Below are 22010 nucleotides of genomic sequence, written 5' to 3'. Positions count from 1 at the left end.
GCTCCGGCCCCCGGGAGGGCGTGCGCGGTGCGCCGCCCGGCTGGTCCTGGCCCTGCTGCTCCTCCGTCCAGGTCTGGGTCGTCCAGAGAGGAAACCGTCATGACCCACATCGCCCACACCCCCGTTCCGCGGCAGCCTGCCCCTGACCGCCCACGCCGGTCGGCGGTCCTCCGCCGAAGCCTCGCGGCGGCAACCGCGCTCGCCACGCTGACCGTCGCGGCAGCGTGCGGAGGCGCAGACGGAGAGGCCGCTGCCGCCGCTTCGGCCAACACCGCCGGAACCGCATCGTCGGCACTCCAGGGGGACGCCGATCTCGAACGGACCCTTGCCGGCATCCTGGAGTCGCATCACGCGAACCACGAATTCGTCGGCGCCGTCCTCTCGCTTCGCGAGGCCGACGGAGCCACGGTCACGGTGACGACGGGCTCCCAGACGGTAGACGCGGACAGTCCGCCGGTGGACCCGGCCGTCCCCTGGAACGTCGGCAGCGTGACGAAGACCTTCGTCGCCGTCGTCGCGCTGCAACTGGCCGAGGAGGGAGAGCTCGACCTCGACGCCGGCATCGAGCGCTTCCTTCCCGATCTCGCGGACGCCGACCGGATCACTCCGCGCCAGCTCCTCCAGCACACCAGCGGGCTGAACGAGTACCAGAACACACCTGCGGTCGAGGCGGACGCGCAGCGCGAGTGGACGCCGTCGGAGCTCATCGCCGTCGCCGAGGCGGCCGGACGTACCGGGGAACCCGGGGGTCCGCACCGCTACTCCAACACCAACTACATCGTCCTCGGCGAGATCATCGAGGACGTGACCGGCAACCCCTGGGAGGAGGAGGTGCACGAGCGCATCGCCGAGCCGCTCGGGATGCGCGACACCGGCGTCGTCGCCGTCGGCGGACCACGCGGCTACACCAGGGAGGGGGAGGCCTTCGTCGACGACACCGAGAGCGAGCATCCCTCGCTCGGCGGTGCGGCGGGCGGGCTCCAGTCGACCACCTCGGATCTGCTCACCTTCACCGAGGCGCTGGTCGAGGGCCGGCTGCTCTCCGACCGCAGCCTGGCCGAGATGAGCGCGTTCATCCCGGCGGAGGACCTGTCGCAGTTCGGCGTCGTCCACGAGTACGGCCTGGGACTGGAGGAGTACGCGACCGACCAGCTCACCGCCGTGGGTCACATGGGCATCGGAGCCGCCCACTCGGCGTTCATCGGCTTCGACGCCGAGAGCGGTACGGCCGTGGCGGTGACCATGAACGCGGATACCCCAGGGCCACAGGCGATCATGGGCATCGAAGCGCTGGCTGCTGCCAGCAGCTGAGGTCATCGGGGCTCCGACCGTCGCCGCGCGACGGTCGGAGCCTCGTCGCTCCGTGGCCGGGTGTCCGTCGTGATCAGGGCCGTGATCGACCGGCAGGATCGACCGGCAGGATCGACCGCCGGCCCCCGGGGAAGGACCCGTACTCGTGCCGACCAACGCGCGGGTCGAGCACGTGGAGCGGGCGAGCCATCATGTCCGTCGGGTCTCATACCAGGTGGCGCCGACCGGCTGGCCGGCCATGTTCCAGCTCCAGGAGACCTGGGGAGTGGTGCGCAGGTGCAGACCCGGACCCACCATCCCGACTCGCTTCACGGCACCGTCGGCCACGCCGTAGGCCCGGATCCCGCGCGCGACGAACGGGTCGAAGGAGGGGGTTCGTCCACCACCAGGGGCGACCGTGCCGCCGTCCGGCTCGCACGCTGCCGACCGTGGGGGTCCGCCGGACGCTCTCGCAGAAGAACGCACCGTCGAACTCGACGGCGATCGGGACGACGTCGGGCTGATCGTCTGCACCCAGCGTCGCCAGCCGAGCGATCCCGTGGGAGCGCAGGAACTCGCTCTCGTCGGCGGCGAAGGTCACCGGGTCACCAGCCGCGGGCGCGCCACTCCCCGAGGTGCGGGCGCTCGGCGCCGATCGTGCTGTCCTTGCCGTGGCCCGGGTAGAACCACGTCGCGTCGTCGAGAGGCCGAAGATCCGCTCCTCCAGGTAGCGATGTGAAGTCGGTCGGGTTTGTTGTCCTCCCAGGACCGCCCGGGAAGCGGAGCGGTCCGGGCACAAGGCGATCCCGAGCTGACGCGATGCTTAAGTCCCGGGCAGGCAGCTACGACTGTTGTTCTCGCCCTGAAGGCGGCCTAAGGGACGTGCATGCAGCGCCTGTCACGCAGCAGCGCCTTCCCCGTGCCCAACGAGACTTCCTCCGAAAGTTACGAACGCCGCCGCTATGGCCGCCACCGCCTCAGCGACACTCGGGGCCGATACAATGCACACGACGGCAGCGACGAGCACAATCGCGATGAATAACCAGCCCCACGTGTGGTGCGTCCGAACCGTAGAGGACGTGTCGTGCAGGAGATCGGCAAGTGCATAGGAGAGGACTGCTGCGACTAGCGCGGCGGCGGCGGCAACCGACATTTCCAGATAGAATGCAATCAGGATCGCAACAATCACCAACCCGACCGACGCAACTAATAGCAGGACGCCCTCGCTTTTTCTGGAACCCAAGGCATCTTCCCCGTGCGTAGACACCACCGCTCGGCGCGCGCGACCGCGCCTGTGACTGAGGTGAGAGACAATCACAGCCAGCGTTGCCGCCATCAGCCCGGCTGCGGCTTCCGACATGCCGAACCGCACATTCTCGGGCTGATTTGGCACCTTCTCTACCCACCAGAGCATCCCGAAGCCGAGCGCAGCCAGGATCGTCAGGATCAGAAAATGCGAGCGGCCTTCCAATGGCACGTTGTCTCTAGCGGCGCTCATCGTGCCCCCTTCGGTCAGCCATCCGGCACCCGCGAGAGCTAGCGCAACAGGCTCCCACCCGAGTCGAGCGCATAGCGACATCGGAGGAACGAGGGGCAGCACCGGACCACGTGTACTCGCGCCGCGGGTCGAGGGGTGGGTGCATCAGCGCCGCAGTTCAGACGGGAGCAGCCCGATCGAGTCGGGCCCGTGCAGGCAACCGGGGTAGGCGCGCCAGAACCACCCGACGCCTACCCCGGCCACCATCGCGCATGTCCCTAAGCTCGCCTTTTAACCCCAGGCGTCCGGCAGTTGCACCGGTGTGATTCGGGGCCTGGCATGCGGGCGGCCACCGCTGGATCCTTCGGAGTTGCGATGCTTCGAAGCAACGGCGGTGGCCGCGATGGACAGTGTGTGCCCGACCGGTGGGGTTGACCAGAGCCTGGCGGTGGCGCGGCTTCGGGGCTTCCGTGAGGAAGTGTTCGGCTGTCTGGGACGGCGTCGTGACGCGCTGTTCGAGCTGGTCGATGCGCTGCTGGCGGCTGAGTCGATGCCCTCGCTGCCGCACCTGAGCCTGCCGCCGGTCCACCGGCGGGGCTGGGGCAGCGTGTATGCCGCGCTGGCCGTCGGCGAGGTCGACGCCGACCGGATCGCCGAGTTGCTGGCCGCGCGGACGCCCCAGGTGGCGCACCCGGTGTTCGCCGTGGACGCCAGCACCTGGCCGCGCTGCGATGCCGAGTGCTCGCCAGGCCGCGGTTTTTACTACTCACCGACCCGGCACTCGGCCGGTCAGCCGATCGTGGCCGGCTGGTGTTACTCCTGGATCGCCCAGCTCGGCTTCGAGCGCGACTCGTGGACCGCTCCGGTCGATGCCCACCGGGTGTCGGCGGGTGAGGACGTCGGCCGGGTCACCGCCGCCCAGGTCCGCGCGCTGACCGCCCGGCTGGAACGCGGCGCGGCGCCGATGTTCGTCTTCGATGCCGGCTACGACCCGATCGCGCTCACCGTGGACCTGGGCGATCTGCCGGTGACGGTGCTGGCGCGGATCCGCTCCGACCGGGTCTTCTACGCCGCCCCGGCACCGGTTGCGGGCCGGCTGGGCCGCCCGCCGCGGCACGGCGCCCGCTTCCTCTGTGCCGACCCGGCCACCTGGCCGGCCCCGGATCAGACGCTGCAGGCCGACGACGAGCAGTACGGCCGGGTGCAGGTGGGCTGCTGGAGCGGGCTGCATCCCAAGCTGGCCGGTCGGGGACGCTGGAGCGACTGCGCCCAGCCGCCGATCGTGGCCAGCACGGTCATCCGGGTCCAGGTCGAGCACCTGCCCCGGCCCACCGCCCGGGCGGTCAAGACGCTGTGGCTGTGGTGGGCCGGGCCCGGCCGCCCGGACCTGAACCTGTGCTGGCGGGCCTACATCCGCCGGTTCGACCTGGAGCACACCTTCCGCTTCTGCAAGCAGGCCCTGGGCTGGACCACTCCCAGGGTGCGCACGCCCGAGCAGGCCGACCGCTGGACCTGAGTGGTGCTCCTGGCCTACGCCCAGCTGCGCCTGGCCCGGCCCATCGCGATCGAGGCGCGGTTGCCCTGGGACGCCGGCTGCCGGCGCACCGGCTGACTCCCGCCCGGCTCCGCCGCGGATTCCCTCGACTCCTGCCGATCCTGGGCACCCCGGCCAGTCCACCGAAACCCTGCGGCCGCTCACCCGGACGCCCGATCGGCAGCCGACGAGGACCGGCACCACGCCAGCCCGCGATCAAGAAGGAAGCCGCCTGAAGTTAAAAGGCGAGCTAAGTGACCGCACCAGCCGCGGCGTCCTTGAGTGGCCCATTTAGGGACGTTTCACTCCTCGCGGCTGCGTCCCCGTCGGCCGGAAACTGCTCCGCGGGGAAGCTGCGAGCCCCGGTGTCGACGCATTTCACACGATCAGCGGGAGTCGTGGGTCGGGGTGAGCGGTTCGACCTGACGCCGCCCGTACCCACATCACGTCGTCAATGAGATCTGGGGGCCGTCCCGCGACTGTGCGACGGGCCAGCACGTCATCCAGGATGCCGGCTGTCGTGGCGATGCCTTCGGGCGTCGCCACGCTGGTGCGGTCCAGGGCGTCCGTGAGGTCGATCCCGTGCACCACCGCCTCGACCACGCGAGTGGGTACCCACTCCTCCAGGCGCATGAGGGCGAAGAACCCGGACCCGATGGTGTCCGGGGGGTGGTTGCGGATACCCGCCAGACTGGCAGCGAAGGTGGAGCGCGTCCGCTCCACCAAGCTGGTCCGGTCGCCCTCCGCGGCGTGTGCCAGGGCGTAGGCGTAGACGACCGGGGCGACCGTGCTTCGCTCGGCGATGAAGAAGCTGGCCCGGTCCCGGCCGGGCTGGCCCGTCTGGATGCTGTCGAGCAGTCCGAGGGTCAGGCCGATGGAGATGTCGATGTGGGCCACCAGATCGGCAACCCGCCAGGGCGTGATTCCTTCACCCTCGGGAACCAGGTGGGTAGGCCGCTCCCAGTCGGCATCTGTCAGGTCGGTCAAGACGCCGCTCACGCCGTCGAGCTCTCGGTCGAGGACCTCGATGGCCTGCTCGTGTCCGTGGCGCACGACACACCTCTGCATCAGACGGGACGTGGGGCCGCACCGTGGACCGTGACGCGGCGCCTGTCAAGGCACCGCAGTCCGGCGAATGTGACGCCTTCGCACGCGCACCTAGCCGAGAAGCGCTCGGAACGGTCGTGGCGGGCCTTTGCGTTTGGAACTCTCAGCGACCTCGTCGGCCCGATGCGTCCGGGCTTGCGGAGGTGTCCCTTAGGCCGCCTTTACGGTCATCCCCTCGGACGCGCCACTCTCCGAACTGGGGCCGTTCGGCGCCGAGGGTTCTGTTCTTCACGTGGCCGGGTTAGAACCACGTCGCGTCGTCGAGACGGCCAAAGCTCCGCGCCTCGAGGTCGTGTATCAGCGACGTGAGGTCCGTCGGGTTCGATGTCCTCCCTGGACCCCCGGGGAAGAGGGTCGAGCAGTCAGCTCAGGTCGTCGGCTCCGCTCGCTGAGCTGTCGTGGACTGTCCGTCTCGTCTCGTACCAGGTGGCGCCGACCGGCTCGCCGGCCATGTTCCAGCTCCAGGAGACCTGGGGGGTGATGCGCAGGTACAGACCCGGACCCACCATTCCGACCCGCTCCACCGGACCGTCGGCCACGCCGTAGACCCGGATCCCGCGCGCGATGAACGGGTCGAAGGAGGGCAGGTCGTCCACCACCAGGGCGACCTTGCGACGTCCGGCCCGCACGTTGCCGACCTTGCGGGTCCGCAGGACGCTCGCCCCGGAGCCGCCGACCCAGAAGTGCGCACCGTCGAACTCGACGGCGACCGGGACGACGTCGGGTTGACCGTCTACACCCAGCGTCGCCAGCCGAGCGATCCCGTGGGACCGCAGGAACTCCACCTCGTCGGCCCGGAAGGTCACCGGATCACCACCCGCGGGCGCGCCACTCCCCGAGGTGCGGGCGCTCGGCGCCGAGCGTCGTGTCCTTGCCGTGGCCGGGATAGACCCAGGTGTCGTCGGGCAGCGTGCCGAACAGCCGCTGCTCGACGTCGTCGATCAGGCTGGCGAACCGCTGCGGGTCCTTCTGGGTGTTGCCGACGCCGCCGGGGAAGAGGCTGTCGCCGGTGAAGACGTGCGTGCCGGCGTCGTCCGGGCCGTGCCAGACCAGCGCGATGCTGCCCGGTGTGTGCCCGCGCAGGTGCACGACCTCGAGGGTCTGCGCGCCGACGGTCACCGTGTCGCCGTGCTCGACCGGCCGCTGCACCGGGACGGGGAGGTCGCCGGCGTCCGCCGGGTGGGCCACCGTGGTCGCGCCGGTCGCCTCCACGACCTGGGGGAGGGCGCGGTGGTGGTCCCAGTGCCCGTGCGTGGTGACGACGGTGCGCAGGTCGGTGTCGCCGATCAGGGTGCGCAGCGCGTCGGGCTCGGCGGCCGCGTCGATCAGCAGCGCCTCGCCGGTCGTGGCGCAGCGGAGCAGGTAGGCGTTGTTGGCCATCTCGCTCACCGCGAGCTTGCTGATGGTCAGCCCCGGCAGCTCCCGGACGTCGGCGGGCCCGCCCACCTCGACGTCGCCGGTGTAGGTCCCCGAGCTCATCCTGGACTCCGTTCGAGAGTGTCGGCGGCCGCGGTTACGGTCCTCGGCATGGACGCTAGCGGAGGTCTGCCGGTCGGTGCCGAGGGCCGGACGATCGTCGGCCTCCCCGCCACCGAGCTGGCCGCCCGCGTGCGTGCGGGGGAGCTGTCCGCCGTCGACGTGGTGCGCGCGCACCTCGCCCACCTCGACGAGGTGGAGGCCCGCGTCGGGGCCTTCCGGGTGGTCCGCCGGCAGGCCGCGCTGGCCGAGGCGGCTGCCGTCGACGCCGCTCCCGACCGCGGATCACTCCCGCTGGCGGGGGTGCCGATCGCGGTGAAGGACAACGTCGACGTCGCCGGCGAGGCCTGCACCGACGGCTCGCCGGCCTGCCCGAGCCGGACGGCGGCCCAGGACCACCCCGTCGTGGCCCGGCTGCGCGCCGCCGGCGCGGTCGTCGTCGGCCTCACGCGCGCCCCCGAGCTGTGCCTCTACGCCTCCACCGACGGCCCCGGCACGGTGAGCCGCAACCCCTGGGACACCGCCCGCTCGCCGGCCGGCAGCTCCGGGGGCAGCGCGGCGGCGGTCGCGTCGGGTGCGGTCCCGCTGGCGCACGGCAACGACGGCCTGGGCTCGCTGCGGCTCCCGGCGGCCGCCTGCGGCCTGGTCACGCTCAAGCCGGGCCGCGGCGTCGTCCCCGCCGGGATCGGCGCCGACGACTGGTCGGGCATGGCGGAGAACGGCGCGCTGGCGACGACGGTGGCCGACCTCGCGCTGGCCCACGCCGTGATGGCGGGGGAGGAGCCGGCACCGCCGGTCGCCCCCGATCGGCCGCTGCGCGTCGCGGTCAGCACCCGGTCGCCGCTGCCGGGGATCCGCGCCGACGGCCCGGCGCGGGCGGCGGTGGACGCCGTCGTGGGACTGCTCACCGCCGCCGGGCACACCGTCGTCCGCAGGGATCCACCGGTCAGCCCGGGTGCCGCGGCCGGAGCCGTCGCGCGGTGGATGGCCGGCGCGGCGAACGACGCCGAGCACCTCGGCATCGACCTGGCCGACCTCCAGCCGCGCAGCCGCACGCACGCCCGCATCGGGCGGGCGGTCCGCGCCGCCGGCCTGGTCCGGCCGGCCACCGCCGACCGGTTCCGGCAGCGCATGACCGCCTTCTTCGCCGACGTCGACCTGCTGCTCAGCCCGGTGACGACCGGCCCGCCCCTGCCCGCCCGGCCGTGGCACGAGCGGTCGTTCCTGGCCAACGTGACGGCCAACGCCCGCTGGGCCCCGTGGACGGCGGCCTGGAACCTGGCCGGCCTGCCCGCGCTGGTCCTGCCCGCCGGCACCCGGCCCGAGGGGCACCCGCTGGCCGTCCAGTTCGCCGGCCCCCCAGGAGCCGAGACGCGACTACTCTGGGTCGCCGGAGAGCTGGAGCGGCGACAGCCGTGGCGCCGGTACGCGCCGGTCTTCGACCCGACTGCACCACCGGTCCCAGCACCCGCCTGAGCAAGACCGGCCCGGCACCGCCGCCGCGGCCGGCGTCGGCGCGCGACCGGGCCCGGCGTCCCCGCACCACCCGCACGGCAGCACCCCACCGGCTTGGCCTCCACCGAGCACGACCGACAGGGATCACATGGACCGCCTCGTCGTCCGCGGCGCCCGCGAGCACAATCTCAAGGACGTCCACCTCGACCTCCCCCGCGACGCGCTGATCGTGTTCACGGGGCTCTCCGGCTCGGGCAAGTCCAGCCTCGCCTTCGACACGATCTTCGCCGAGGGCCAGCGCCGGTACGTCGAGTCGCTGTCGGCCTACGCGCGGCAGTTCCTGGGCCAGATGGACAAGCCCGACGTCGACTTCATCGAGGGCCTGTCGCCCGCGGTCTCGATCGACCAGAAGTCGACCAACCGCAACCCCCGCTCGACCGTCGGCACCATCACCGAGGTCTACGACTACCTGCGGCTGCTCTACGCCCGGGCCGGCCAGCCGCACTGCCCCAACTGTGGCAAGCCGATCTCCCGGCAGACGCCGCAGCAGATCGTCGACCAGGTCCTCGAGATGGAGGAGGGCACCCGCTTCCAGGTGCTCGCGCCCGTCGTCCGCGCCCGCAAGGGCGAGTACGTCGACCTGTTCAGCTCGCTGCAGACCCAGGGCTTCTCCCGCGTGCGGGTCGACGGAACCGTGCACCCGCTGACCGAGCCGCCGAAGCTCAAGAAGCAGGAGAAGCACACGATCGAGGTGATCGTCGACCGGCTCACGGTCAAGGAGAGCGCCAAGCGCCGGCTGACCGACTCGGTGGAGACCGCCCTCGGCCTCGCCGGCGGGCTCGTCGTCCTCGACTTCGTCGACCTCCCCGACGACGACCCGCACCGCGAGCGCACCTACTCCGAGCACCTCGCCTGCGTCGACGACGGGCTGTCGTTCGAGGCGCTCGAGCCCCGGTCGTTCTCCTTCAACTCGCCGTTCGGCGCCTGCCCCGAGTGCACCGGCATCGGCACCCGCAAGGAGGTCGACCCCGAGCTGGTCATCCCCGATCCGGAGAAGAGCCTCGCGCAGGGCGCGGTCGCCCCGTGGGCCAGCTCGATGACCAACGAGTACTTCCTCCGGCTGCTCTCCGGGCTGTCGCAGCAGCTCGGCTTCTCGATGGACGACCCGTGGGAGCGGCTGCCGGCCAAGGCGCAGAAGGCGATCCTGCACGGCTCCCCGGACCAGGTGCACGTCCGCTACAAGAACCGGTACGGCCGCGAGCGCAGCTACTACGCCGCGTTCGAGGGCGTGATGCCGTTCCTCGAGCGCCGACACGAGGACACCGACAGCGACTGGGCGCGGGACAAGTACGAGGGCTACATGCGCGACGTGCCCTGTCCCGTCTGCCACGGCACCCGCCTCAAGCCCGAGATCCTCGCCGTCAAGCTCAACGGACGCTCGATCGCCGAGGTCACCAACCTCTCCATCGGTGACGCCTCCGAGTGGCTCGGCGGGCTCGAGCTGGGCGACCGGGAGCGGGCCATCGCCGACCGCGTCCTCAGGGAGATCCAGGCCCGGCTGTCCTTCCTCGTCGACGTCGGCCTCGACTACCTGTCCCTCGACCGGCCGGCCGCCACGCTCGCCGGTGGCGAGGCGCAGCGGATCCGGCTGGCCACCCAGATCGGGTCCGGGCTGGTCGGCGTCCTCTACGTCCTCGACGAGCCGTCGATCGGGCTGCACCAGCGCGACAACACCCGGCTGATCGAGACGCTGGTCCGGCTGCGCGACATGGGCAACACCCTGATCGTGGTCGAGCACGACGAGGACACGATCAAGGTCGCCGACTGGATCGTCGACATCGGCCCCGGCGCCGGCGAGCACGGCGGCGAGATCGTCGTCAGCGGCCACCTCGACGACCTGATGACGAGCGAGCGCTCGCTGACCGGGGCGTACCTGTCCGGGCGCATGGCGATCGAGATCCCGAAGGTCCGGCGCGAGCTCACGCCCGGCCGGGAGCTGGTGGTCAAGGGCGCCCGCGAGCACAACCTCCGCGGGGTCGACGTCACCTTCCCGCTCGGCTGCTTCGTCGCGGTCACCGGGGTGTCCGGATCCGGCAAGTCCACGCTGGTCAACGACATCCTGTACACGACGCTGGCCAACCAGCTCAACCGCGCGCGGATGGTCGCCGGCCGGCACCGGACCGTCACCGGCCTGGAGCACCTCGACAAGGTGGTGCACGTCGACCAGTCGCCGATCGGCCGCACGCCCCGGTCCAACCCGGCCACCTACACCGGGGTCTGGGACCACGTGCGCAAGCTGTTCGCCAGCACCACCGAGGCGAAGATGCGCGGCTACCTGCCCGGCCGGTTCTCGTTCAACGTCAAGGGCGGACGCTGCGAGGCGTGCTCCGGCGACGGCACCCTGAAGATCGAGATGAACTTCCTGCCGGACGTCTACGTGCCGTGCGAGGTGTGCAAGGGGGCCCGGTTCAACCGGGAGACCCTCGAGGTGCACTACAAGGGCAAGACCGTCGCCGAGGTCCTCGACATGCCGATCGAGGAGGCGGCCGACTTCTTCGCGGCCATCCCGGCGATCGCCCGCTACCTGCGCACCCTCACGGAGGTCGGCCTGGGCTACGTGCGGCTGGGCCAGCCGGCGACCACGCTGTCCGGCGGCGAGGCGCAGCGGGTCAAGCTGGCCAGCGAGCTGCAGAAGCGCTCCAACGGCCGCAGCATCTACGTCCTCGACGAGCCGACCACCGGCCTGCACTTCGAGGACATCCGCAAGCTGCTGCTGGTGCTGCAGGGCCTGGTCGACAAGGGCAACTCGGTGGTCGTCATCGAGCACAACCTCGACGTGATCAAGAGCGCCGACTGGCTCATCGACATGGGCCCCGAGGGCGGGTTCCGCGGCGGCACGGTCGTCGCCGAGGGGCCGCCGGAGTTCGTCGCCGGCGTGCCGGAGAGCCACACCGGCCGGTACCTGGCGAAGATCCTCGACCCGGACGCCGTCGCCGCCGCGGCCGCGCCGAAGAAGCGGGTCCGCAAGAAGGCCAGCTGAGGCGGGCCCGGAGCCGTCCCCCACCGGGCGGCTCCGGGGCCCGGACGTCCGGCTGACGCGCTGGGCGGTGCGCGGCTAGGGTGCAGGTGACCGCGGTCACGTCCCCGGGAGGCCGGCAGCCGTGCTCACCCGAAGATCCCTCCTCGCCGGCCTCGTCGCCGCGCCGGCCCTGAGCGCGCTGGCGTCCTGCGCGGGGACGGTGGTCCAGCCCGGCGACCTCTCCCGGCTGCGGATCATGGCCCCGGCCAGCCCCGGCGGCGGCTGGGACACGACCGCCCGCGTGATGCAGCGGACCATCCAGAGCAGCGGCCTGGCCCGCAACGTGCAGGTGTTCAACGTCGAGGGCGCCGGCGGGGTGATCGGCCTGGGTCAGCTCAGCCGGGAGGACGACGACGCCCTGCTGATGATGATGGGGCTGGTCATGGTCGGCGCCGTCGACACCAACGACTCGTCCACCCGGCTCACCGACGTCACGCCCATCGCCCGGCTGATCGGCGAGACCGAGCTGATCGTCGCCCCGGCCGATGCGCCGTTCGACGACATCGCCGGCTTCGTCGAGGTCTGGGCGGCCGACCCCGCCGCGACGCCGATCGCCGGCGGCTCGGCCGGCGGCACCGACCAGATCCTCGCCGGCCTGCTCGCCGTGGCCGCCGGCATCGACCCCGGGCAGATCAACTACATCCCGTACTCCGGCGGGGGTGAGTCGCTGTCGGCACTGCTCGGCGGACAGGTCACGGCCGGCATCTCCGGCACCGCCGACTACGGGCCGCAGGTCGCCTCCGGCGACCTCAAGGGATTGGCGGTCTCCACGGCCGAGCGCAGCGACCAGGTCCCCGACGTCCCCACGCTGATCGAGTCGGGGTTCGACGTCGAGGTGTCCAACTGGCGTGGCGTGATGGCCCGCCCCGGCATGAGCGACTCCGCCCGCGAGGACCTCATCCAGCTGGTCGTCGACACGCATGACAGCGACGAGTGGGCCGAGGCGCTGGAGAACAACGGCTGGGACGACCTGCTGCTCACCGGGGAGGAGTACGGCGAGTTCCTCGCCGCGGAGGAGACGCGGGTGCGCGAGATCCTGGTGCAGATCGGCCTGGTGCAGTGAGCGCGCGGGAGCCCGCGCCCGCCCCGCCGGGCGGCGACGAGTCACCGGCCGCGACGCCCGCGCCGGAGCAGACCGGCCGGAACAACGGCGAGCTGGCGCTGACCGTCCTGCTGGGCGCGCTCGGCGTCTACCTCGTCCTGGACGCCGGCAGCATCGCCGTGCCCGGATCGGCGAGCAACGTCGGACCGCGGTTCTTCCCCTACCTCGTCGGCGGCCTGATCATCGCCACCGCGCTGGCGCTGGGCGTGCGGGTGTTCCGCGGCGACCGGGGGCCCGCCGACGAGAGCGAGGACGTCGACCTCACGGTCGGCACGGACTGGCGCGCGGTCGGCATCATCGCCGTCGCCTTCCTGGCCCACGCCCTGCTGATCAACGTCGTCGGCTGGCCGCTGGCGGTCACCCTGATGTTCGGCACGGTCGCCTGGGCCCTCGGTGCCCGGGGCATCGTCCGGCCGCTGATCGTCGGGGGGATCACCTCGATCGTCGTCTGGATCGTCTTCGTCAAGGCGCTGAACGTGGCGCTGCCCGGCGGGACGCTCCTCGAGCTGGCGACGGGCTGGTTCTAGATGGACGCGCTCTCCGACCTCGCCGGCGGCTTCGCGGACGCGCTGACCCCCATCAACCTGCTGTTCGCCTTCATCGGCGTGCTGCTGGGGACGGCGGTCGGCGTCCTCCCCGGCATCGGTCCGGCGATGACGGTGGCCCTGCTGCTGCCGGTCACCTATGTCCTCGAGCCGACCAGCGCGTTCATCATGTTCGCCGGCATCTACTACGGCGGCATGTACGGCGGGTCGACGACGTCGATCCTGCTGAACACCCCCGGCGAGGCCAGTTCGATCATGACCGCGCTCGAGGGCAACAAGATGGCCAAGGCCGGCCGTGGGGCCGCCGCCCTGGCGACCGCGGCGATCGGCTCCTTCGTGGCGGGCACGATCGCCACCTTGCTGCTCGCCCTGGTGGCGCCGGTCGTCGTCGACCTCGCCATCGGGATCACCGCGGCGGACTACTTCGCGCTGGCCGTGTTCGCCTTCGTCGCGGTGGCCACGGTGCTCGGTGCGTCCCCGCTGCGCGGCCTGGCCTCCCTCGGCATCGGGCTCTACCTCGGGCTGGTCGGCACCGACGTCCTCACCGGGCAGGAGCGCTTCACCCTCGGCGTCCCGCAGCTGAACGACGGCATCGACGTCGTCGTCGTGGCGGTGGCCCTGTTCGCCGTCGGGGAGGCGCTCTACGTCGCCTCCCGGCTGCGGCACGGGCCCGTGGAGGTGATGGCGGCGTCCGGCCGGTACATGACCGGGGAGGACCTCCGCCGCTCCTGGAAACCGTGGCTGCGCGGCACCGCCCTCGGGTTCCCGTTCGGGGCGCTGCCGGCCGGCGGCGCCGAGATCCCGACGTTCCTCTCCTACGCCGCCGAGCGGAAGCTGACCAAGCACCCCGAGCAGTTCGGGAAGGGCGCGATCGAGGGCGTGGCCGGGCCGGAGGCGGCGAACAACGCCGCGGCCGCCGGCGTCCTGGTGCCCCTGCTCACCCTCGGGCTGCCGACGTCGGCCACGGCGGCGATCCTGCTGGCCGCGTTCCAGGGCTACGGCATCCAGCCGGGCCCGACCCTGCTGACCACCGAGTCCACCCTGGTCTGGACCCTCATCGCGGCCCTGTTCATCGGCAACACGATGCTGCTGGTGCTCAACCTGCCGCTGGCCGGCGTGTGGGTGAAGCTGCTGCGCATCCCGCGCCCGTACCTGTACGCGGGCATCCTGCTGTTCGCCTCGCTCGGGTGCTACGCGGTGAACGCCGACCCGCTCGACCTCGTGCTGCTGCTCCTGCTCGGCGGGCTCGGGTTCGTCATGAGGCGCTACGGCTGGCCGGTGGCGCCGGCGGTGATCGGCCTGATCCTCGGGCCGATCGCCGAGACCAACCTCCGGCGGGCCCTGGCCATCAGCGGCGGGGACCTCAGCGTCCTCGTCGACACCTGGTTCAGCCGGATCGTGCTGCTGCTGGCCCTCCTGGCGCTCGTCGTGCCGATCGTGCTGCGCGTCGTCCGCGGCCGCCGCGCGACCCCCGAGGAGGTGCAGGAGAGCGGCGAGCTGCGCCACCGCGACACCGCGGCGGCCAACCGCGAGGGAGGGGAGGGCTGAGTGAGCGGGGTCGTGGTGGTGGGCGTCGTCGCCAACCCGCGGGGTGAGGCGGCGCTGGAGCACGCCGTCGTCGAGGCCCAGCGGCGGGACGCGCGGCTGGTGGTGGTCAACAGCTCGCGCGGGGACGCGCTCGTCGACGAGGAGTTCCTCCAGGGCGACCGCCTGCAGCGGCTGCACACCGACCTCGCCGCGGCCGGGGTCGTGTTCGAGGTCCGCCAGCCGGTCCGGGGGAGGGACGTGGCCGAGGAGCTGGCCGCCGTGGTCGAGGAGACCGGGGCGGAGCTGCTGGTCATCGGCCTGCGCAAGCGCTCGGCGGTGGGCAAGCTGCTCATGGGCAGCGCCGCCCAGCGGATCCTGCTGGACGTCGACTGCCCGGTCCTGGCGGTGAAGAACCCACCTGGAGAGGCCCCCCGATGACGGCGACGTCAGACGAACTGCGGCAGCTGGAGGCCCCCGACGGCGTCCGCCTGGTCTACCGGCGCTGGCTGCCCGACGGCGACGTCCGCGGCACCGTCCAGATCGTCCACGGCGCCTCGGAGCACTCCGGCCGGTACGGCCGCCTGGCGGCGGCGCTGACCGGCCGCGGCCTGGCCGTGTACGCCCTCGACCTCCGGGGACACGGCAGGACGGCGGAGAGCAGCGGGGTCGGCCGGTTCGGGGGCTCCGGAGGCGCCGGCGTGGACAGCCTCCTGGGGGACGTCCGGGCCCTGCAGCGGGTGATGGCCGAGCAGCAGCCCGGCGTGCCACGGGTGCTCGTGGGCCACTCGATGGGCTCGATCGTCGCGCTCGCCGCCGCGGAGCGGGACGGCGGCGACCTCGCCGGCCTGGTGCTGTCCGGGCCGGTCGGCGTGGCCCCGCACCTCGCCGACACGGTCGCCGCCCTGGACGAGGCCGTCGCGGCGGGAGCCGGCGAGCACGCCCTCGACGCGCTGGGCGCCTTCAACGAGGCCTTCGAGCCGGCCCGCACCCGCTTCGACTGGCTCTCCCGCGACCCCGCCGAGGTCGACGCGTACGTCACCGACCCGCTGTGCGGCGACCGGATGCCGCTGACCGCGGGCTACGCCGCCGGCGTCTTCGGCCTGGCCGTCGGATCGGTGACCCCCGACGCGCTCGCGACGATCCCCGACGGACTGCCGGTCCTGCTGCTGGCCGGCAGCCGGGACCCGGTCGGCGGGGTCGACGCCGGCCAGGTCATCGCACTCGCCGACCTGCTCCGGGCCCGGGGCCTGCCGGTCGAGCTGCACGTCTACGACGACGCCCGCCACGAGGTCTTCAACGAGACCAACCGCAACGAGGTGACCGGCGACCTGCTGGCCTGGTTGGACGGCCGGATCCCCGGCTGAGCGTCACCCCTCGCGGCGGGCCGGCGCCGCGCGGTCGTGGTCCGCCGCCCGCGGGTGCGGCGTCCCGATGCCGGCCTCGACCTCCTGCCAGAACGTGTCGACGCGGGCGTTCCACCGGTCGGGGACCTCCTGGAAGGGCTGGTGCGCCTCGGTCGCCCACACCTCGAACTGCGCCCCGGGGACCGCCTCGGCGACGGCCTGCCCCAGCGGCGGGCGGGCGACCACGTCGACGCCACCGGCGAGCACCAGCGTCGGCGCCGTGATCCGGGGCAGCCCCGCCGTGCCGTCGTGGTCGAGGAACGCGTCGAGGTAGCGCTGCAGGTCCTCCGGCGCCTGCTTGTGCGGGAAGGCGAGCACCTCGTCGATGAAGGCCGCGACGGTGCCGTCGTCGTGCGCCCGTGCCGTGTAGATGTCGAGGAAGAAGCCCTCGAGGAAGTCGCGCTCGCTCCAGTCGACCGCCGCCAGCCGCTGGACGAACCGCAGCCACGTGCTCAGGTAGCGGTCCGGCACCGGCCAGGTGCTCTGCAGCACCAGGCTGCGCACCAGGTCGGGACGGCGCAGCGCCAGCTCCTGGCTGACGATGCTGCCGCCGGAGAACCCCGCCACGTGCGCCGACGCGATCCCGAGGCCGTCCAGGACGTCGGCGGCGTCGTCGGCCATCGTGGCCACGCTCACCCGGCCGCGGGGCATCGCCGTCCGCCCGGCGCCGCGGTTGTCGAAGGCGGTCAGCCGGTAGCGGTCGGCCAGCCCGTCGAGCTGGAACTGCCACGACTCGACGGTGTCCCCGGCGCCGCCGATCAGCAGGACGTCGGGCCCCTGCCCGACCTGCTCGGTCCAGATGTCGAGCTCCCGGACCCGGATGTGCCGGCCCATCTCCGGCCTCCTCTCTCCGGCGCCGCGGTGGGCGGGCCGGTCAGCCGCCGCGGGCGGAGGGTGCCGGGGGCCGGTCCGGCGACGGGTGTTCGTCGTCCGCCGCCCGGGGGTGCGGCGTCCCGGCGCGGGCCGCGACCTCCTGCCAGAACGCGTCCACGCGGGCGTTCCACCGGTCCGGGACCTCCTGGAAGGGCTGGTGTGACTCGGTCTCCCACACCTCGAAGCGCGCCCCGGGGATCAGGTCGGCGACCGCCCGGCCGAGGTGCGGTCGTGCGGTGGGGTCGACACCCCCCGCCAGCACCAGCGTCGGCGCGCTGATGCCGGGCAGCCGCTCGGTGCTGTCGTAGTGCCAGATGTCGGCGAGGAAGCGGTGCACGTCCTCCGCCGACTGCTTGTGGGGGAAGGCGACCACCTCGTCGATGAAGGCTGCGACGGTGCCGTCGTTGTGCGCGCGGGGCGTGTAGATCCACAGGAAGAACGACTCGAGGAAGGTGCGCTCGTCGGAGGCGTTGTCGACCAGCCACTCGACGAAGTGTCCCCATGCGCGGAAGTACGGATCGAGCGCCGCCCACGTGCTCTGCAGCACCAGGCTGCGGACCAGGTCGGGACGGCGCAGTGCCAGCTCCTGGCTGATGAGGCTGCCACCCGAGAAGCCCGCGACGTGCGCGGACCCGATGCCGAGGGCTTCGAGGACGGCGGCCGCGTCGTCGGCCATCCCCGCCACGGTGGCTCCCTCGGCCGGCATCGGGGTCCGCCCGGCGCCGCGGTTGTCGAAGGCGGTCAGCCGGTAGCGGTCGGCCAGGCCGTCGAGCTGGAACTGCCAGGACTCGACGGTGTCGCCGAGACCACCGATCAGCAGGACGTCGGGCCCCTGCCCGACCTGCTCGGTCCAGATCTGCCGGTCGCCCGCACGGACGTGTGCACCCATGGAGGGGCCCTCTCGCCTGCCCCCGTGCGGAACCAGGCTGGGACCCGGACGGCGGGGCTGTCAACGGCCGGGCGGGCGGCGGAATCACATCCGTGTGGTCCCTGTGACGGTTCCCGCGCCCCGGGGTGGGCGGACCGTCGTCCCCCCGACCTAACCTGGGCTCCATGCCGGACCCGTCCACGTACCGACCGGCGGTCGGCAGCATCCCGGAGTCGCCGGGGGTCTACAGGTTCCGCGACCCCGGCGGCCGGGTCATCTACGTCGGCAAGGCCAAGAGCCTCCGCCAGCGGCTGAACAGCTACTTCGCCGACGTCGCCGGCCTGCACCCGCGCACCCGCCAGATGGTCACGACGGCGGCCAGCGTGGAGTGGACCGTCGTCGGCACCGAGGTCGAGGCGCTCCAGCTCGAGTACAACTGGATCAAGGAGTTCGACCCGCGGTTCAACGTCCGCTACCGCGACGACAAGAGCTACCCGTCGCTGGCCGTGACGCTGAACGAGGAGTACCCGCGGCTGCAGGTCATGCGCGGGCCGAAGAAGAAGGGCGTCCGCTACTTCGGCCCCTACGCGCACGCGTGGGCGATCCGCGAGACCCTCGACACCCTCACCCGGGTCTTCCCCGCGCGCACCTGCAGCAACGGCGTCTTCAAGCGGGCCGGGCAGATCGGCCGGCCGTGCCTGCTCGGCTACATCGGCAAGTGCGCCGCGCCCTGCGTGGGCCGCGTCTCCGCCGAGGAGCACCGCGAGATCGTCGACGACTTCTGCGACTTCATGGCCGGCCGCACCGAGCAGATGGTCAAGCGGCTGGAGCAGGAGATGGCCGCCGCCGCGGAGGCGATGGAGTACGAGAAGGCCGCCCGGCTGCGCGACGACCTGGGGGCCCTGCGGCGGGCCCTGGAGAAGCAGGCCGTCGTCCTGGGCGACGGCACCGACGCCGACGTCGTCGCCTTCGCCCAGGACGAGCTCGAGGCCTCGGTGCAGGTCTTCCACGTCCGCGGCGGGCGGGTTCGCGGCCAGCGCGGGTGGATCGTCGACAAGGTGGAGGCGGTCACCACCGGCGAGCTGGTCGAGCAGTTCCTGCTGCAGGTCTACGGCGGGGTCGACGAGCAGACCGGCGTCGGCGAGGCGGGGGAGGCCGTGCCCCGCGAGGTGCTCGTCCCCGAGCTCCCCGACGACGCCGACGTCTACGCCGACCTGCTCAGCGAGCTCCGCGGCTCGCGGGTCTCGCTGCGGGTGCCGCAGCGCGGCGACAAGCGGGCGCTGCTGGAGACGGTGGAGCGCAACGCCAAGGAGGCCTTCGCCCGGCACCGGGTGAAGCGGGCCAGCGACCTCACCGCCCGGTCCCTGGCGCTCTCGGAGCTGCAGGAGGCGCTCGAGCTGCCCGACGCGCCGCTGCGCATCGAGTGCATCGACGTCTCCCACGTCCAGGGCACCAACGTGGTGGCCTCGATGGTGGTCTTCGAGGACGGCCTGGCGAAGAAGTCCGACTACCGCCGGTTCAGCGTCACCAACGGAACCGACGACACCGCGGCGATGGCCGAGGTCGTCCGGCGGCGGTTCGCCCGGCACCTCAAGGAGGAGGCCGACCGTCGGGACGAGCAGGGCGTCGCCGCGGAGGAGGGCCGGCCGCGCCGGTTCGCGTACCCGCCGAACCTGCTCGTCGTCGACGGCGGTGCGCCGCAGGTGGCGGCGGCCGCGCGCTCGCTGGACGAACTGGGCGTCGTCGACGTCGCCGTCTGCGGGCTGGCCAAGCGGATGGAGGAGGTGTGGCTGCCCAACGAGCGCGACCCTGTGATCCTGCCGCGCACCTCCGAGGCGCTGTACCTGTTGCAGCGGGTCCGCGACGAGGCCCACCGGTTCGCCATCACCTATCACCGGCAGAAGCGGTCCACCGGCATGCTGGTCTCCCTGTTGGACGACGTCCCCGGCCTCGGGGAGACGCGGCGGAAGGCGTTGATGAAGCAGTTCGGATCCCTCAAGCGGCTGCGCGCGGCCACGGTCGAGGAGCTCATGGCCGTGCCCGGCATCGGACGCCGGACGGCGGAGGCGGTGCAGGCCGCGGTCGCGGAGCCGGCGGCGGAGACACCGCCGGATCCCGACGCCGCGTCGGACGACGTCGTGGCGACGACCACCGCGCCGCAGGGGCCCGCCGATCGCGGCACGCCCCGACCCGACGCCGGTGCCACGGCCGAGGTCGGACGTGTGGCCTCGTGAGCGAGCTGACCCGCGCGTCCGGCGGCGGCGTCCTCGGCACGCCGCCGGGCGCGCCCGGGCACCCGCACACCGACGTGCCGCCGCCGATCGACCCGACGTCGACCGAGACCCAGCCGCTGGACGTCGTCGTCGTCACCGGGCTGTCCGGCGCCGGCAAGAACAGCGCCGGCCGGGTGCTGGAGGACCTCGGCTTCTTCGTCGTGGAGAACCTCCCGCCGGCGCTGCTGCTGCCGATGGTCGAGCTGGGCGCGCGCGGCGACGTCCGCCGGTTCGCCGCCGTGGTCGACGTGCGCAGCCGGGCGTTCTCCAGCGACCTGCAGGAGGCGATCCGGGTGCTGGCCGAGGTGGGCCACCGGCCGCGGGTGGTCTACGTGCACGCCCGCGACGAGGTGCTGGTGCGCCGCTACGAGTCCAACCGGCGCGAGCACCCGCTGCAGGACGGCGGCACGCTCATCGACGGGATCACCGCCGAGCGCGCAGTGCTGACCGGGATCGCCGGTGAGGCCGACCTGTGGGTCGACACCAGCGACCTCAACGTCCACCAGCTGCGCGCCACGCTGGAGAACTCCTTCGCCCACGAGGGCCAGGCGCCACCGCTCACCGCGACGGTGCTCAGCTTCGGCTTCAAGTACGGGCTTCCGCTGGACGCCGACCTCGTGATCGACGCCCGCTTCCTGCCCAACCCGCACTGGCTGCCGGAGCTGCGCCCGCACACCGGTCAGGACCCGGACGTGCGCGACTACGTCCTCGGCCAGGAGGACGCCGGAGCGTTCCTCGACCGCTACCTCGACGTGCTGCGGCTGCTGATCCCCGGCTACCGGCGGGAGGGCAAGCGCTACCTGACCCTCGCCGTCGGCTGCACCGGCGGCAAGCACCGCAGCGTGGCGATCGCCGAGGAGTTCGCCCGCCGGCTGACCGCCGACGGCGTCGCGGCGGCCGTCCAGCACCGCGACCTGGGCCGCGAGTAGTGGGCGCCGCACCCGAGGGTCCGGAGGCGTCGTCCGGGCGGCCGCCCCGCGTTGTCGCCTTCGGCGGTGGGCACGGCCTGGCCGCCGCGCTGGCCGCGTGGCGACGGATCACCCCCGCGCTCACCGCCGTGGTCACCGTGGCCGACGACGGCGGCTCCTCCGGCCGGATCCGCCGCGAGATGCCGGTGCTGCCGCCGGGGGACCTGCGCATGGCGCTGGCCGCCCTGGCCGACCAGGCCGAGGACACCCGCCGGATGGCGGCGCTGCTGCAGCACCGGTTCGGCGGCACCGGCGTGCTGGCGGGGCACCCGGTGGGGAACCTCGTGCTCACCGGCCTGACCGAGCTGCACGACGGAGACGCCGTCGCGGCGCTGGACGACCTCTGCCGGCTGCTCGGCGCCCGCGGCCGGGTGCTGCCGATGGCCGACGTCCCGCTCGACCTCGTCGCGCGGGTGGAGAGCACCGACCCCGACGACCCGGCCCGCACCCGCACCATCCGCGGGCAGGTGGCCATCGCCAGCACGCCCGGCCGGGTGCGGGACATCCTGGTCTCCCCGCCGGACCCGCCGGTGAGCGCCGCGGTGCTCGACGCCATCGCCGCGGCCGACGTCGTGTCGCTCGGTCCCGGCTCCTGGTACACCTCCGTGCTGCCGCACCTGCTGGTGCCCCGGCTGCGGGCCGCGCTGGCCGCCAGCAGGGCCCGCGTGGTCGTCGTCCTCAACCTGGAACCGCAGCCGGGGGAGACCGACGGCTTCTCGCCGGAGGAGCACCTGGCGGTGCTGCGCGCCCATCTGGGCGGAGTGGCGCTGCACACGGTGATTGCCGATGTCGACTCGGTTGTTGACCGCTGTGGTCTCCTTTCTGCGGTGCGTGAGTGCGGCGCGGAGCTGGTCCTGGCTCCCGTCGCCGAGCTCGACGGCGCTCCGCGGCACGACCCGGCCCGCCTGGCGGCGGCGCTCGGGTCCGCCGTCGGGGAGGCGTAGGGCATGGAAGGGAGCTGCCGGGTACGGCAACGCCGAGTACCGGTGACGGTACGAGGGGAAGAAGAGGGGACGTCGCACATGGGGCCTGG

General features: G+C 72.8%; 18 protein-coding genes. 12 read left to right on the top strand and 6 right to left on the bottom strand.

The genetic code is table 11. The features are described from left to right. Nucleotides 1–99: 99 nt before the first annotated feature. Nucleotides 100–1311, top strand: coding sequence for a serine hydrolase domain-containing protein (locus tag MY526_RS02660; RefSeq protein ID WP_436703172.1), 1212 nt, complete (start codon nucleotides 100–102; stop codon nucleotides 1309–1311). Between the two features lie 877 nt (nucleotides 1312–2188). Here MY526_RS02660 and MY526_RS02655 read toward each other — a convergent pair. Continuing rightward, nucleotides 2189–2788, bottom strand: coding sequence for a hypothetical protein (locus MY526_RS02655; protein ID WP_436703171.1), 600 nt, complete (start codon nucleotides 2786–2788; stop codon nucleotides 2189–2191). Between the two features lie 457 nt (nucleotides 2789–3245). Here MY526_RS02655 and MY526_RS02650 point away from each other — a divergent pair, with 457 nt between their 5' ends. Next, entirely contained in the window at nucleotides 3246–4283 is a 1038-nt protein-coding gene (locus MY526_RS02650; RefSeq protein ID WP_436703170.1) for a transposase, read from the top strand. 396 nt (nucleotides 4284–4679) lie between these two features. Here the strand turns inward: MY526_RS02650 and MY526_RS02645 are convergent, their stop codons facing one another. The 3 genes from MY526_RS02645 to MY526_RS02635 form a co-directional block, all read right to left on the bottom strand. After that, nucleotides 4680–5354 carry a maleylpyruvate isomerase N-terminal domain-containing protein gene (locus tag MY526_RS02645; RefSeq protein ID WP_436703169.1) on the bottom strand — a complete coding sequence of 225 codons (675 nt, stop codon included), beginning with the start codon at nucleotides 5352–5354 and terminating at the stop codon, nucleotides 4680–4682. A 416-nt stretch (nucleotides 5355–5770) separates the two neighbouring features. After that, nucleotides 5771–6214: a PPOX class F420-dependent oxidoreductase gene (locus MY526_RS02640; protein WP_436703168.1), complete on the bottom strand. Its 444-nt coding sequence runs from the start codon at nucleotides 6212–6214 to the stop codon at nucleotides 5771–5773. A 4-nt stretch (nucleotides 6215–6218) separates the two neighbouring features. Continuing rightward, the gene (locus MY526_RS02635; RefSeq protein WP_436694531.1) at nucleotides 6219–6887 is read right to left on the bottom strand and encodes an MBL fold metallo-hydrolase; all 669 of its coding nucleotides are present in this window, start codon (nucleotides 6885–6887) and stop codon (nucleotides 6219–6221) included. A gap of 48 nt (nucleotides 6888–6935) precedes the next feature. On the opposite strand from MY526_RS02635, the gene MY526_RS02630 reads away from it, so the two are divergent. From MY526_RS02630 to MY526_RS02600, 7 genes are all read left to right on the top strand, one after another. Then, nucleotides 6936–8360: an amidase gene (locus tag MY526_RS02630; protein WP_436703167.1), complete on the top strand. Its 1425-nt coding sequence runs from the start codon at nucleotides 6936–6938 to the stop codon at nucleotides 8358–8360. Between the two features lie 127 nt (nucleotides 8361–8487). Beyond that, nucleotides 8488–11379, top strand: a complete 2892-nt coding sequence (gene uvrA / locus MY526_RS02625; RefSeq protein WP_436694533.1) for an excinuclease ABC subunit UvrA — start codon at nucleotides 8488–8490, stop codon at nucleotides 11377–11379. A gap of 121 nt (nucleotides 11380–11500) precedes the next feature. Continuing rightward, nucleotides 11501–12481 carry a Bug family tripartite tricarboxylate transporter substrate binding protein gene (locus MY526_RS02620; RefSeq protein ID WP_436694534.1) on the top strand — a complete coding sequence of 327 codons (981 nt, stop codon included), beginning with the start codon at nucleotides 11501–11503 and terminating at the stop codon, nucleotides 12479–12481. Continuing rightward, nucleotides 12478–13047, top strand: coding sequence for a tripartite tricarboxylate transporter TctB family protein (locus MY526_RS02615; protein ID WP_436694535.1), 570 nt, complete (start codon nucleotides 12478–12480; stop codon nucleotides 13045–13047). Before MY526_RS02620 ends, MY526_RS02615 begins: the two co-directional genes overlap by 4 nt. Then, the gene (locus MY526_RS02610) at nucleotides 13048–14613 is read left to right on the top strand and encodes a tripartite tricarboxylate transporter permease (RefSeq protein WP_436694536.1); all 1566 of its coding nucleotides are present in this window, start codon (nucleotides 13048–13050) and stop codon (nucleotides 14611–14613) included. Further along, nucleotides 14614–15030, top strand: a complete 417-nt coding sequence (locus MY526_RS02605) for a universal stress protein (RefSeq protein WP_436694537.1) — start codon at nucleotides 14614–14616, stop codon at nucleotides 15028–15030. After that, nucleotides 15027–15956: an alpha/beta fold hydrolase gene (locus MY526_RS02600; protein ID WP_436703166.1), complete on the top strand. Its 930-nt coding sequence runs from the start codon at nucleotides 15027–15029 to the stop codon at nucleotides 15954–15956. Before MY526_RS02605 ends, MY526_RS02600 begins: the two co-directional genes overlap by 4 nt. Nucleotides 15957–15959: 3 nt before the next feature. Here the strand turns inward: MY526_RS02600 and MY526_RS02595 are convergent, their stop codons facing one another. Both MY526_RS02595 and MY526_RS02590 read right to left on the bottom strand, forming a co-directional pair. Beyond that, nucleotides 15960–16829 (bottom strand): alpha/beta fold hydrolase, encoded by an 870-nt coding sequence (locus tag MY526_RS02595; protein WP_436703165.1) that lies wholly within the window; start codon nucleotides 16827–16829, stop codon nucleotides 15960–15962. Between the two features lie 40 nt (nucleotides 16830–16869). Beyond that, entirely contained in the window at nucleotides 16870–17757 is an 888-nt protein-coding gene (locus MY526_RS02590; RefSeq protein ID WP_436703164.1) for an alpha/beta fold hydrolase, read from the bottom strand. Nucleotides 17758–17921: 164 nt separating this feature from the next. On the opposite strand from MY526_RS02590, the gene uvrC reads away from it, so the two are divergent. From uvrC to MY526_RS02575, 3 genes are read left to right on the top strand one after another with little or no spacing between them, the layout of a single operon-like run. Beyond that, the gene (gene uvrC, locus MY526_RS02585; protein WP_436703163.1) at nucleotides 17922–19970 is read left to right on the top strand and encodes an excinuclease ABC subunit UvrC; all 2049 of its coding nucleotides are present in this window, start codon (nucleotides 17922–17924) and stop codon (nucleotides 19968–19970) included. Next, nucleotides 19967–20938, top strand: coding sequence for an RNase adapter RapZ (rapZ, locus tag MY526_RS02580; protein ID WP_436703162.1), 972 nt, complete (start codon nucleotides 19967–19969; stop codon nucleotides 20936–20938). The genes uvrC and rapZ overlap by 4 nt, the downstream gene beginning before the upstream one ends. After that, entirely contained in the window at nucleotides 20938–21921 is a 984-nt protein-coding gene (locus MY526_RS02575) for a gluconeogenesis factor YvcK family protein (protein WP_436694543.1), read from the top strand. The genes rapZ and MY526_RS02575 overlap by 1 nt, the downstream gene beginning before the upstream one ends. Nucleotides 21922–22010: the final 89 nt, after the last annotated feature.

Origin of the sequence: Geodermatophilus sp. CPCC 205761 (genome assembly GCF_051383655.1) — a bacterium.
Taxonomy (GTDB): Bacteria; Actinomycetota; Actinomycetes; order Mycobacteriales; family Geodermatophilaceae; genus Geodermatophilus.
This window is presented reverse-complemented; position numbering and strand designations above follow the sequence as displayed.

What these genes read in the sequence shown, in the direction of transcription:
- MY526_RS02600 (WP_436703166.1), top strand. Translation starts at nt 15,027, where the DNA reads ATGACGGCGACGTCAGACGAACTGCGGCAGCTGGAGGCCCCCGACGGC.
- uvrC (WP_436703163.1), top strand. Translation starts at nt 17,922, where the DNA reads ATGCCGGACCCGTCCACGTACCGACCGGCGGTCGGCAGCATCCCGGAG.
- MY526_RS02635 (WP_436694531.1), bottom strand. Translation starts at nt 6,887, where the DNA reads ATGAGCTCGGGGACCTACACCGGCGACGTCGAGGTGGGCGGGCCCGCC.
- MY526_RS02595 (WP_436703165.1), bottom strand. Translation starts at nt 16,829, where the DNA reads ATGGGCCGGCACATCCGGGTCCGGGAGCTCGACATCTGGACCGAGCAG.
- MY526_RS02660 (WP_436703172.1), top strand. Translation starts at nt 100, where the DNA reads ATGACCCACATCGCCCACACCCCCGTTCCGCGGCAGCCTGCCCCTGAC.
- uvrA (WP_436694533.1), top strand. Translation starts at nt 8,488, where the DNA reads ATGGACCGCCTCGTCGTCCGCGGCGCCCGCGAGCACAATCTCAAGGAC.
- MY526_RS02655 (WP_436703171.1), bottom strand. Translation starts at nt 2,788, where the DNA reads ATGAGCGCCGCTAGAGACAACGTGCCATTGGAAGGCCGCTCGCATTTT.
- MY526_RS02610 (WP_436694536.1), top strand. Translation starts at nt 13,048, where the DNA reads ATGGACGCGCTCTCCGACCTCGCCGGCGGCTTCGCGGACGCGCTGACC.
- MY526_RS02630 (WP_436703167.1), top strand. Translation starts at nt 6,936, where the DNA reads ATGGACGCTAGCGGAGGTCTGCCGGTCGGTGCCGAGGGCCGGACGATC.
- MY526_RS02590 (WP_436703164.1), bottom strand. Translation starts at nt 17,757, where the DNA reads ATGGGTGCACACGTCCGTGCGGGCGACCGGCAGATCTGGACCGAGCAG.